The sequence below is a fragment of the Gluconobacter albidus genome, assembly GCF_002005485.1.
Classification (GTDB): Bacteria; Pseudomonadota; Alphaproteobacteria; order Acetobacterales; family Acetobacteraceae; genus Gluconobacter; species Gluconobacter albidus.
The window spans coordinates 2731618-2743530 of sequence record NZ_CP014689.1 but is presented as its reverse complement, the minus strand read 5'-3'; the positions used below and the strand labels follow the sequence as shown (position 1 = coordinate 2743530).

Annotated in this window: 9 protein-coding genes and 1 pseudogene; 2 read left to right on the top strand and 8 right to left on the bottom strand. The window is 54.6% G+C overall.

Features of this window, described 5'->3' with window-relative positions:
• Window positions 1–4: 4 nt before the first annotated feature.
• Complete coding sequence (locus tag A0U94_RS12495) at window positions 5–1468, bottom strand: glycosyltransferase family 2 protein (protein ID WP_077803545.1); 1464 nt, start codon at window positions 1466–1468, stop codon at window positions 5–7.
• Between the two features lie 63 nt (window positions 1469–1531).
• Here A0U94_RS12495 and A0U94_RS12490 point away from each other — a divergent pair.
• Window positions 1532–2331 (top strand): annotated as a pseudogene (locus A0U94_RS12490) (IS5/IS1182 family transposase).
• 379 nt (window positions 2332–2710) lie between these two features.
• Here the strand turns inward: A0U94_RS12490 and A0U94_RS12485 are convergent.
• The 5 genes from A0U94_RS12485 to A0U94_RS12465 all read right to left on the bottom strand — a co-directional run bounded on the left by A0U94_RS12485 (window position 2711) and on the right by A0U94_RS12465 (window position 7568).
• Window positions 2711–3307, bottom strand: a complete 597-nt coding sequence (locus A0U94_RS12485; protein ID WP_077803544.1) for a histidine phosphatase family protein — start codon at window positions 3305–3307, stop codon at window positions 2711–2713.
• 48 nt (window positions 3308–3355) lie between these two features.
• Window positions 3356–4288: a ribose-phosphate pyrophosphokinase gene (locus tag A0U94_RS12480; RefSeq protein WP_062027866.1), complete on the bottom strand. Its 933-nt coding sequence runs from the start codon at window positions 4286–4288 to the stop codon at window positions 3356–3358.
• Window positions 4289–4439: 151 nt separating this feature from the next.
• Complete coding sequence (locus A0U94_RS12475) at window positions 4440–5321, bottom strand: hypothetical protein (protein ID WP_244178012.1); 882 nt, start codon at window positions 5319–5321, stop codon at window positions 4440–4442.
• 91 nt (window positions 5322–5412) lie between these two features.
• Window positions 5413–6360, bottom strand: coding sequence for a hypothetical protein (locus A0U94_RS12470; protein ID WP_077803543.1), 948 nt, complete (start codon window positions 6358–6360; stop codon window positions 5413–5415).
• Window positions 6361–6449: 89 nt separating this feature from the next.
• Window positions 6450–7568 carry an energy transducer TonB gene (locus A0U94_RS12465; RefSeq protein WP_077803542.1) on the bottom strand — a complete coding sequence of 373 codons (1119 nt, stop codon included), beginning with the start codon at window positions 7566–7568 and terminating at the stop codon, window positions 6450–6452.
• Between the two features lie 237 nt (window positions 7569–7805).
• On the opposite strand from A0U94_RS12465, the gene A0U94_RS12460 reads away from it, so the two are divergent.
• Entirely contained in the window at window positions 7806–8453 is a 648-nt protein-coding gene (locus A0U94_RS12460; RefSeq protein WP_077803541.1) for a DNA-3-methyladenine glycosylase family protein, read from the top strand.
• A gap of 6 nt (window positions 8454–8459) precedes the next feature.
• Here A0U94_RS12460 and A0U94_RS12455 read toward each other — a convergent pair whose 3' ends face one another.
• Together A0U94_RS12455 and A0U94_RS12450 are read right to left on the bottom strand one after the other, a co-directional pair.
• Window positions 8460–10823 (bottom strand): putative bifunctional diguanylate cyclase/phosphodiesterase, encoded by a 2364-nt coding sequence (locus A0U94_RS12455; RefSeq protein ID WP_077803540.1) that lies wholly within the window; start codon window positions 10821–10823, stop codon window positions 8460–8462.
• Window positions 10824–11032: 209 nt separating this feature from the next.
• Window positions 11033–11761 carry a hypothetical protein gene (locus A0U94_RS12450; RefSeq protein ID WP_077803539.1) on the bottom strand — a complete coding sequence of 243 codons (729 nt, stop codon included), beginning with the start codon at window positions 11759–11761 and terminating at the stop codon, window positions 11033–11035.
• Window positions 11762–11913: the final 152 nt, after the last annotated feature.

The following is an 11913-nucleotide window of genomic DNA, read 5'->3' as shown; positions in this document are numbered from 1 at the left end:
CCGTTCAACAGGCGGGCTGCTCAAGGTTTGAATTAGCAGAATCGTGATACATCACTTTTATGTTCAGGCTTTCCATGATGTGCGATATAGATGAAATTTTTGTTGTTTCATCACAGTTATCTGCGCAATCAGTGTTGGAGAAAATCATTCTATGATCATTTAATATTGCATCACCAAAATTCAAAAAGAGTATCTTATAATCTAGGTTTGGGTATTTATTTGATATGGCATCTGCTAATAATTTAAAATTAGCTACCATAGTGTTTTTCGGTCTATGCATCCCTTCGTAAAAGAGACCATCATTCCACTCACGAATAAATAATATTTTTTGATCACTTTCACAAATATTATCCATATTCAATATCATTTTGTTATAATTTTCTTTTGATTCGATGATGTTTTCAATTATTTCTTGTGATTGTGCTTCGTTCATTGGACTTTTGTTGTAAATTACCAATGTTTCTTTACACCTCAATGTATTGTGGTATTTATATAAACTTTCAGTCGACAATAATTTATTAAATCCGCAGTTAAAAAAATCAACCAAAGAATGAAATGGGACTAATATTTCATCGAAAATACTTTTTTCATTTGTATGGAACACGGAATTAATTGTTCTTCCGAAATTTTCATTTCCTCCGAGTGAGATAAATCTATCATATTGGTTGTTTTGAAAATCGTACTCTGGATAAGGGATATTTTTTGTTTTTTCTATTTCATTTCTAAACTCAAACATTTGAGAATCATTTCTCCATGGAGATCTATATATGGGATCATTTTTTATTTGTTCATGTATATCCTTATTGTAGGAAATTAAATCGTTATTCCCATGGCTTTCCGAGTGGCTTATCGATAAGCCGCCTCTTAAATAATATAACTGTCCTCTTTCTGGTCTTAAGTGTTGAATAAGACCGCCGTAACCCGCTCTCAAAAAACGATGAGTATGCTCGACATGTTCTTCACCATATTTTTTAAATCGTATATCTAAATATCCAACAAAATCTAAAGCTCTTGAGCTGTATCCAACGCATAACGCTTGATGCATAGGGGCGATGAAAGGATCGTTTGGTGTGCCAGATCCTGAAGATATGTCATTATCATTTTCTATAGAGCCCTCTGGCATGTAATTTATATGACCAAAGTTTTCTATTGCTTCTATCCACTGCTTTTCCCACCCAAATTCATTTGGTGAGCAGTCGTCCTCTAGTATAATTATATTTTCACAATTCTTCTCATTTTTTAGGTACCATAAAGCTCTATTTCTATTCCAAGAAATACCCTTATTGACTCCCGTTATATATTTTATTCCAGAATTATTTAAATATTCGATAGTGCCATCAGAAGATCCGTCATCGGCGATAACGAATTCAAAATCTGAATTTGTAAATTTACGGATATTTTCAATAGTTAATGATAGTATCGACTTTCTATTGTAGGTTATAATTCCAATTCCAAGCTTATTTGTCATTCTAAAAATCCTTTTGAAAACACTTTAAGCACCAACATATGATAATGCTTATTTTTTGGGAAGATATATGCAGCTGGGTTTCTTTGGTGTGAAGAGCGTCTAGCTCGTCTGAGTGGGCTTGGCGATCACCTCGAAGCCTTTATCCGGGACTATGGATTTTAAACATCTTTCGCCCTGACCTGGACAAGGCTCCGGCCTCTGCGGATGGAAGCAAAAGCTGTCGCCCTCCATTTGATCTGGTGTTGATGTTCAAAATCCTCGTGATCCGGACGTTGAGAATACGGATCTCCGGGAAGGACGGCTCCCACGGGGCCGGTAGGACAAACCCTCAAAGCTGTCTCATAAGGACAGGCATGCGCGCTGGACGCTAAAGTTCACCAAAGCGAGGCAACAGGATGATGGAACATGTCCCGCAACGGACCTTGCCATCCCGTTCTTTGGCTACAAATCGCATATTTCTATTGCCCGGAAATGGAAAGCGACCAATGCCGCAGTCAGTGATGACGCCAGGCTATGCGGGGGTCTGATGGATAAAACCAATACCGCCTCAACGGTTCGGGCAGACATAGCTTACCGCTCAAAATTAAATAAAGTCTTCCCAGACAGGTATGGTTTTGTCTCGGAGGTTCACAGGAAAAAGCCGTGTCTCAAACCCATGCTGCAGCATATCTAGCGGTCCAATGCCGGAAAATCCGTTATCCGACCCTATGTCGAGCATGTCTTTGCCGATCAGAAATTACAGATGGGACTGTTTGTCGAACTACAGCCAGAGTCCGGGCAACCATGAGGATCGGGCTCTGGCTACTATCGTCTGCAGCAGGCGCAGCTTCCGGTTCCTTGAACGGATCAACGCCGATGGGTAGTCATCCAGAACATGGAGCTCTCGCTCTGCTCAAAACGTAGAGCAAAAATCATCAGCCAGAACCATTAATGCCTGCCCTTTACAGCCAAAAATCAGGCCGTAAAAACTTCAACTAACAGTTCTTCAATCCCTCCAGATCGTCTTGTTCGCCTGAGCGGAGTGGACGATCACCCGGAACCTTTTTGACTATAGAAATTAAAGTATTTTACTGGATATTGATAATATTTTGATCCTATTTGTTCTAAATTAAAAAATCATAAGCGCCATTTTTTGATTTCATTCTGATTAATGGATAAAATATCAGGTTAATCACAATTTTAATAAAACGAAATAAATATTTGTATTCACCAGAAACTTAATAAATTTTAATTAAATACGCTTTAATATTTGTTGATAATCTTTATCGACCACTCTCTGGAATTGGGTATTATGTGAAGTGGTATAGCATTCGGTAGACGAACATTCACGGGCAGGTTCATTCCGGCGCGTATTCCGCGAAACAATGCGCCATGGGCTACAAAGAGCGGTGTTCCGTCTTTTTCAAGTTCGACATTGATCGCTGAGACGGCGCGAGCGGAGAGATCTGAAAAACTCTCTCCGTTCTCCAGGGGGCGTCCTTCTTCAATCCAAGAAGTGTACCATTCGTTCATGGAAGCACCTTCATGAAGACCGAAGCACACCTCTACAAGACCATCATTAATCTCCAATGGGACTTTGATCCCGGTCCGGTCATGAATTGTGTCCTGTGCGTATTGAGCTGTGGTTAAGGCTCGCTTCAGAGGTGAGGAGACAATTCGATCAAACGGACGCTCTCCGTTGCAGAATAGGGTGGCCAATGTTTCTCCTGCACGTAAGGCCTGTGCGATTCCCGTCTCATTCAGTGGAATGTCTGTTCTTCCCTGCGCCAGCCCCTGGAGGTTCCAGTCGGTCTCACCATGGCGCAGGTACCAGTAGGGCTTGGGAATAATCTGGGTCATGAGCAAGTCCGTTCACGAAGGGGGACCGTGACGCAGGCCGGTGGATGCTCAGTCGAACAGTGAGGAAACCGAGCTTTCATCGGCCACGGCGCTCATGGCCCGGGCGAGGAGGTTGGCTGTCGTGATCTGACGGATATTCGGGGTTTCGAGAAGGGCCTCGGTCGCCGGAATGCTGTCCGTCAGCGTCAGCATGTTCAACGGACTGTCTTTCACGCGCTGGCAGGCATTGCCAGTCAGAACCCCGTGAGTGACGTAAGCTTCCACACCTTCCGCCCCACGGGCCATGAGTGCGTTGGCGGCGTTGCACAGCGATCCGCCACTGTCGACGATATCGTCCACCAGGACGCAATAGCGACCGGCGACGTCACCGATGACGTTCATGACTTCCGACACGCCGGCGCGTTCACGCCGCTTGTCGATGATGGCGAGATCCACGTTCAGACGCTGCGCGAGCTGGCGCGCACGGACCACGCCGCCAACATCCGGCGAGACAATGATGAGTTCCCGGTCCGGCAGGCGCGTCTTGAGGTCGCGCACGAACAGTGGCGCGGCATAGAGGTTGTCGGTCGGGATATCGAAGAAGCCCTGGATCTGCATGGCATGCAGATCCATCGTCAGGATGCGGTTCGCACCGGCTTCCGTCAGAAGGTTCGCGACCAGCTTGGCGCTGATGGGTGTACGGGGGCCGGATTTACGATCCTGCCGGGCATAACCGAAATACGGCATGACGGCCGTGACGCGCTTGGCCGATCCACGGCGCAGCGCATCCAGCATGACCAGCAGTTCCATAAGGTGGTCGTTTGTCGGCATGCAGGTGCTCTGCACGACGAAGACGTCCTCACCGCGGACATTTTCCTGAATCTCGACGAAGACTTCGCCATCGGCAAAGCGCTTCACCACGGTCTTGCACAGAGGCATCCGGAGTTCATGGGCGACCGCGCGGGCCAGCGGCAGGTTACTGTTGCAGGCTACGATCTTCATGAAAACGGCCTCGTCCGGTGTCCGACAGGGAAGTTGCTGGCCTTCTAACAGCGCAGCGCCCCCCTGTCATCCGTCCTGTTTCATTCTTTCCGCGCACCAGTTGGCCGGTCACTGCATGCCGTGCCGACCGGACGCGGTCTGTCGGTCGGGATCAGAACTGCCAGGCTAGACCCGCATGCAGCTTCAGACCGTTGCTCAGGGCACTTGAGACGCCCGAATAGGAATAGGCTGTTCCAAATTCAGTGCTGGATTCGACGTTCCGGTCATGGCCGTAGGAAATATAGGAATAGTCTCCTCCCGCCGTCAGATGGAGGCGCCGCGTCATGCGGTAATCCATGCCAAGGCCACCTTCCCACAAGGGACGTGGCTGGTTGTTGTAGGAAATGCCGGAATTGAGGACTTCCGCCCATCCGAACCGTCCACGCAGGACGAGGCGGGATGTGAGGGCGTAATCGGCCTTCAGGCCAGCACCGGCGAAGTAACGTCCGGACCCGTAGCCGAAATCTCCGTCACCACCGCTCGTGACATATCCGCCCTGAATGAAAGGCGTCAGCAGAAAGGTATCGGAGAGCAGAAGAAAGCCCTTACCGATCTCTCCCCGATTGTCCGTGCCATTGGAGCTGTCGTTTCCGCCCGCTGAAAATCCGAAGGGCGCAGAATTGCTGGAGTAGCTGCGATAATGAGACTTGTAGTTCCTCTGGCCGTCTTCAAGCGAGAAATGCAGGGCGCCGTAAAGGTTTTCGATCCCGAAGGCATTGAACATGACCGATGCATCGGCCTGAAAGCCGGGGGTCCAGCCGATGGTGCGGTAGCGCGAGGCACTTGCGGATTGTGTGATAAATCCGGAACCGCCATTCTCCGTTACGCTGGAACTGGCACCGCTGACGCTGTTGCGGAACGTACCTGTCATCGAAAGACCGATCTCACGGTTTACGGCGATGACGGGGGCCGGGTCCGCAAAGGCGGATGCAAGAGGAGCAAGTCCCGCACAGAGACTCAGGCTGGACAGCAGCAAACAATATGAAAGGCGCATCGGACACTCCGGATGAAAAAGCCGGAGATCTGTAACAAAACGTATTACATAAAGATACTCAGAGTTACATTAGCGGAATGGAACTTCTGTATCAGGCCGCTTTTTTCGGACTGCTTTTTGTCTCCGGCAAAGGGGCATGCTCGCGACCGGAATAGTTGGTGACGATGGTCCGGACGCCCTGTGCAGCTTCTTCGGCAGCCATGTCCGCCGTATCGCCCCATGCACCGTCCAAGGAATGGGGGGCAATGTCGTGCAACTGGGTGGCGGCGCCCGCCTCCTTTCCGTCCGGTGTCAGAACATGCCAGACGATCTCGATATGATCGACCGGATGACCGGTGTTGCCCGCGGTGCCCGTCTTGAGGGCAACCGTTCCGCGTACAATAAAGTCCGCGCCTTTTTCCGTGGTCGTCACCGTGTTGGTTTTGTCCGGAAATGACGAATAGAAGGCACGGGCGAGGGCCACATTTCCGTCTCCGGGGGCGCCGGTGATGCCCTTGAAACAGATCTTCGCGGGGCGGTTCATGAGGCTGTGCGGGTCCTGCTGCATCATGTTCGCCTGAATACCTGTGAGCAGGTTCGCAAGCTGGGGTGCCTCCTGCATGGCGGCGTCCTGAAGCGTCAGCCTGTCGCCCGCGCTCCATCCCGCCATATCCACGGCAGGACCGTCCGTTTCCGCACGGATTTTCCCTTCCGGAGTCATGATGACGTAGTGAGGGACGACCGTATTCCCGTGGGTCGTCGCATTCAGCTTCAGCCACCAGTCTCCCTTTTTGCGGGGCTGTGCGATGGCGGGAACGGACTGGTTGACCATGGCCTGCGCCACGTCATGGGCCCAGAGTGTGGCAGCATCGTCGGACAGCAGTGCGTTCGGCGGAGTAGGGACCGCGAGCCGTGCGGGAGGAAGATTGGCTGCCGTAAGGTATCGGGCCTGCTGTCCAGGGTCGGCGAAGGGCCGGGAAAGACTGAAGCAGCCTCCCAGTGCCAGCGGGAGGGCCAGCGGAAGACAGAGAGACAGCAGGGCAGAACGAAAACGGCGCATCGGGGCTCCGGCAACAGGACGGTGACCTGACGGACTGTATGGGATTGCGGCTCCGATGTCGAAGCCGCCCCCCGCATGGGGCCGCGTCCTTACCGGCGGATCAGGATGTAGTTGATCGTCACGTCAATATCGAAATGGTCACCCTTCATGTCCGGCGGGACCGGCGGCAGATGCGCCCCCTGGAACATGCCGGTCGTTGCCGCATCCAGCGAATAGGAGCCGGACTGGCTCATCAGCCGGACGGATTTTACATGGCCCGACCGGTCCAGCACCACATGCACCGAGGACGGACCATCCTCGCCCGCACGGGCAGCCTCTTCCGGATAATACATATGTGCCCGGATCCAGCGGTCGATTTCCCCGCCGTAATCCTCGCTGACGCCCTTGACGCTCGTGCGGGTCTGGTAGGGGGCATTGATGGCACCGTTCATACTGAGCGGACCCAGAGACATGTCGATCGGGCCGCCGGACCCTGAGGCCCGACCACGGTGACGGCGATAGGGAGAGGGCTGCTCGCCAAAAGACAGATCCATCGGGTGTGCGAACGGATTGTTCCGGTCGGAGCGGACTGACCGTTGTGCATGATGAGCGTGCGGCGACGTCTGCTGGCTGCGGCGGCTTGGCGCGGCTCCCGGTGTAATCGGCGCAGGGGTGGGGGCGGTCTTGGGCAGTTCTGCCGAAGGCTCTTCGGGCACGTCAGGCGCGGACGGCGTTTCAGGTGTCGGAACGGCCGGTGTGGGAGTGGACTGCTCCTTCTGCGGCGGCTGCTGGTCTTCCTGTGTTTCCTGCGGGCTCTGGGCCGAGGGGGGCGGTGGCGCGCCGCCTTCCTCATGGGCCCGCGGGCCACGCATGCTGCTTTTGGAGGGTGGTGTATCGAAAACCATTTCCACCTGCGGCTGCTCCTGCCCCGCAGGCGAGCCGTGCATGCCGTGATGCTGCATCAGCAGGAAAGCCAGAACGGCTACGTGGAGCCCGGCCGAAAAAATGAACGGAACTGTCGGCCCGTTCTCGACAATTGTCTGCGGACGCATCATCGGCGTCAGCACCGGACGTACCGGGATTGTTGGCGGGACGTAATCCCTCAGACGTTCGCGCGTCCCGGCGGGGGCGTGCTGCGGGCGTGTGGGAGCAGTCCGCGCCGAGGGGGCGAAGAGCTGCGGCTCGCGCTTCTGGGGCTTTCCGGACGTGACAGTGGCTGTTCCGCTCATGGGCGGGACCGTCCGTCGGGAAAGGACCTGGCAGAAAACAGCCGGTCGGCAAGGAGAAGGTGGCGTCGCATCATCGCCAGACCTTTTGCACCAGGGCGGTCGGGGTTGTCATCCGGCAGGCTGGTTATCCGGGGCTGAGGGTGGGCGTCTGTCTTGGCATATCATGGCAGTAATGCGAGACCCACGAAAGACACAAAGAGTCACCCGAACCTTAACTTCCGGAAAGGCGCATGTCCGATGGCTGATTATGCCACACTTCTTGGCTCCGATCCTGGTCTGGCGGCGGCCATTGCGCGCATCGGCCCCTGCACCCTGCGTGGTGACGACGGGCAGGAACCCTACGATGCCCTTCTGCGCGCCATTGCCGGACAGCAGCTTCACGGAGCCGCGGCGCGAAAGATTTTCGGGCGCCTCTGTCTGCTTGGAGAAAAGGGTACGGTAGACGGGGCACCGCCGTCTCCCGGCAGACTTCTGGAGCTGTCCGAGGAAAGCCTGCGCGCCTGCGGTCTTTCGGGCAACAAGCTTTTGGCCATGCGGGGTGTGGCACAGGCCCGTCTGGATGGAACCGTTCCCAGCCGTGCCGATGCCCGGACCATGACGGATGAAGAGCTGATCGTGCGCCTCGTGACCCTGCGTGGGATCGGGCGCTGGACCGTCGAGATGCTGCTGATGTTCACGCTGAACCGTCCGGACGTGATGCCTGTTGATGATTTCGGTGTCCGGGAAGGCTGGCGTCGTCTGCGCGGACTGGAACTGCCCCCAAAGCCAAAGGCGCTAAAAGAGGAAACGGCGCGTTTCTCTCCCTATCGTTCAACACTGGCCTGGTACTGCTGGCGTATGGCGGAAGAAGGAAAGAAAACGGCTCCCAACCCCCTGACGGCCTGAATCGGATCAGGACGCTTCCATGACAGCCGGGGCCGTCGCCATGAACTGACGGGTGTCTTCGGGCGAAAGAGGACGTGACAGCAGATAACCCTGAACTTCCGTGCAGCCCAGGCGCCGCAGGTAGGAAAGCTGTTCCTGACTTTCCACGCCTTCAGCGGTCACGGCCACACCCAGGTCGATCGACAAGTCTACCACAGCACGCACGATGGAGGCTGCCCGGGACTCACGCAGCATGTCTCTGACGAACAGACCGTCCAGCTTGATCTTCGAGAACGGGAAGAAGCGCAGATATCCGAGCGATGAGAAGCCCTTGCCGAAATCGTCGAGCGCAATGGAAATCCCGGCGCTCTGAAGGCGGCTCAGCAGCGTGAAGGTTGCGGCATCCGGCTCCATGAAGATGTTTTCGGTCATCTCGATCTGGAGACAGCGGGCCGGGAAGCCGGTTTTTTCAAGAACCCGGAACGTATCCTTGAGGAAGGTTGGGGCCTCAAGCTGCCCGACCGAGACATTGATCGACAGGACAAGCCCCTCTTCCCATTCGCAGGCAAAGAGGCAGGCCCGTTCCATGACATAGACGCCGAGCTTCTGGATCAGGCCGGCCTCTTCGGCAAGCTGGATGATCCGCTCGGGGGGAACGCGGCCATATTCGGGATGGGACCAGCGGATCAGCGCTTCGAATCCGCAGAGCTTCTGGCTCTGGGTGTTGAAGAAAGGCTGGTAGACAATGCCCAGCTCTCCTTTGTCCAGTGCCTCGGGGAGCGCGCGGATCAGATCCCGGTTCCGCTTGGCGACAGTCCGCAGTTCCGGATTGTAGAAGCGATGCGTGTGGCCTCCGAGGCTCTTGGCCTCGTAAAGCGCCAGATCGCTGGCTTCCAGCAGACTGCCCACGCGTTCTGATCCGCCAATGGACAGCACGATTCCCACGCTGAGACCAACAGCACAGCGTACGCCTTCGCCAACCCGGATGGGCACGTTCGTTAGCGCATTGATCAGACCCGATGCAGTGGCGGAAGCCTGAGCCGGTGTTGTCTGGCGTTCGAGCAGCATGAATTCGTCGCCGCCGAAACGGTAGAGTCTGTGACGTTCGCTCAGGGTGCGGCTCAGGACGACCGTGACTTTCCGGAGCATCTCGTCGCCGGCGGAATGGCCGTGCCGGTCGTTGATCTGTTTGAAGCCGTCCAGATCGAGGTTGAGCAAGGCAAAGGCCTCTCCGGTGCGTGCGGCCTCGATGAGATAGGTTTCCATGTCGTCGAGGAAGGCGCCGCGGTTGGGCAGGCCGGTCAGCAGGTCATGCCGCGCTCTGAAAGAGGCACTTTCCTGCGCCCAGTGCGTCTGGGTCACGTCCGTCCCGACGCCGCGATAGCCGACGAAGGTGCGGTCCTGAAAAACCGGGCGTCCGCTCAGCGACCAGAAGCGCTGCTGACCCTGCAGGGTTCCGGAGACCACGATGTCCCGGAAGAAGATCCGGTTGTCGAGGCACTGTCGCAGCCGCCCGAGCCCCGTCCGTTCGTCGCCGTCAAAAGCGGCCGGACCTGCCAGATCGGACAGGATGTCGAAGAAGATACGGGTTTCGAGCCACTCGCGGCTATTACCGAAAGCGGAGGCCAGGCTGGCTGAGACATTGCGCAGACTTCCGGACGCGCAGGTTTCCCACAGCCAGTCGCCGGTGTCGTCATCGGCATTGCGAAGCAGAAGCTGGACGATGCTGTTGCGCTGTTCGAGGGAATACCGGCTGACGAGAAAAGCCGTGAACAGGGTCCGCACGGCCATCGTCAGGGACAGGACGAAGAACAGATAGACCGCCATTTCGATGGCGATGTAAAAATAGAAAATTCCGTGGTCGATCGTCCACGCCTGAAAAAGGGCGAAGCAGCAGGACAGGATGAGCATGGAAGCGATGATTTCTCCCATCCCCGTCAGGGGAACCATCGTAATGGTCGTCGCGGTCAGCCCGACCATAATGCCGGCGACCAGAACCCGGTCATTGGCGTCTCCATAAGGAAACACGACGGGAGGAAGCGTGATCCAGCAGAGAGCGAATGCGAAATTGAGGCCCTTGAGGATCCACGACTGCCGGGTGTCGACCAGTTTTTCGGTCGGGATCGCATAAAAGCAGATGTTGTAGAGCAGGAGCAGGAGCAGGACGGCTCCGCACATGCTCGCACCGTACATCGGATAATTCCGCATCAGGCACAGGCCTGCGATCGGGCCGCAGCTGAACTGGGGAACAAAATGGAAGAAGTTCAGACCGCGCAGGACCCGGCAGCGCGAAAGGCGGATTTCTTCCTCTGCTCCTGCCGGGATTTCGGCCCGGAAGGGGAAAAGTCGGGCAAGCCGCATCTGTTTGAGCAGGGTCAGGACGGCTGTCATTATGTCGCGCATGACCAGGAGGCGACAACAAAAGCCGGTGAGACAGGCAAAGACATCATGAACCTTCCCAATAGCGGAGGAGGGTGCCACGATGACAGGAATTTATGAAGTTTTTCTTTGCAGAGAGCGAATCTGTTGCAGACAACATCTCCGCGCCTCGGGTATGGCGCCCCGGACACGGAGATAGCTGTTAAATGGTTAAGGTTTCGTTAGTGCGCCATTTCCGGCGTCGTGTCGTAAATCTCGTGGCTGGCTTTTTCAAACATTTCAATGCATTCGCGCATATTGGCCGTCAGAGCTGCACGAGTGATCTCCGGATCGTTGGATGGATAATATCCGCGGGCCAGATCCTCATCGATTTCCAGATGGGACGGGCCGTCATGTTCGTGCTCGTCATGCGCCAGACCCCAGGTCCAGTGCTTCTTCGCGAACAGACTGGTGAACTTCGGAGCATGGCAGAGATAGGCAGCCAGTTCTTCGGCAATGTATTCGACGGCTGCGAGCCAGGAGAAGAAGATCACGGGATCTTCGCTGTCTGCATTGGCGATCAGCTTCTGGACCGTGGGAAGCGTGTCGTAGTGGGTTCCATACAGGTCGAGGCCGAATTCTTTTGCGCCGTCAGCCCAGAGAATGGCGTGTGAGCCCTCTTCTTCCTTCATTTCCCGCACGGCTTCACGCGCTTCTGAAAAGAAGGTCTTGATCCGGGCCTGTCCGAAACGCTGGACGAGCGGTTTGATGGGAAGATGGCCGACGCGTACGTCAATAGCGCGCTCGAAAGCCTGAATAAAAGGCCACCAGCCGATCATCATGGCTTTAATAGTCTCTTTATCGCCATGAGCTGCGCCCCGGGCCAGCGCGGAAGAATAGATTTTCTCTCGTGTAAAGACACGCATTTCGGCACGATTTACCAAAGGCTCGGAGAACAGTAGAGCGTACATCAGCGTAATCCTGAAGAAGTTTATTACATGCGCCGTTCCGGCAGTGATGTTGTAGTCGTTAAATTTTCAGAAAAGTAACTTTTTTACTTTAATTTTAATTGAGTTTTATTAAATTATCAAAATATTAATATATTAGATTCTCAATATGTTGC

Coding starts and splice junctions, on each gene's coding strand:
- A0U94_RS12465 (WP_077803542.1), bottom strand. CDS start 7,568: ATGAGCGGAACAGCCACTGTCACGTCCGGAAAGCCCCAGAAGCGCGAG.
- A0U94_RS12455 (WP_077803540.1), bottom strand. CDS start 10,823: ATGACAGCCGTCCTGACCCTGCTCAAACAGATGCGGCTTGCCCGACTT.
- A0U94_RS12470 (WP_077803543.1), bottom strand. CDS start 6,360: ATGCGCCGTTTTCGTTCTGCCCTGCTGTCTCTCTGTCTTCCGCTGGCC.
- A0U94_RS12485 (WP_077803544.1), bottom strand. CDS start 3,307: ATGACCCAGATTATTCCCAAGCCCTACTGGTACCTGCGCCATGGTGAG.
- A0U94_RS12495 (WP_077803545.1), bottom strand. CDS start 1,468: ATGACAAATAAGCTTGGAATTGGAATTATAACCTACAATAGAAAGTCG.
- A0U94_RS12475 (WP_244178012.1), bottom strand. CDS start 5,321: ATGCGCCTTTCATATTGTTTGCTGCTGTCCAGCCTGAGTCTCTGTGCG.
- A0U94_RS12460 (WP_077803541.1), top strand. CDS start 7,806: ATGGCTGATTATGCCACACTTCTTGGCTCCGATCCTGGTCTGGCGGCG.
- A0U94_RS12450 (WP_077803539.1), bottom strand. CDS start 11,761: ATGTACGCTCTACTGTTCTCCGAGCCTTTGGTAAATCGTGCCGAAATG.
- A0U94_RS12480 (WP_062027866.1), bottom strand. CDS start 4,288: ATGAAGATCGTAGCCTGCAACAGTAACCTGCCGCTGGCCCGCGCGGTC.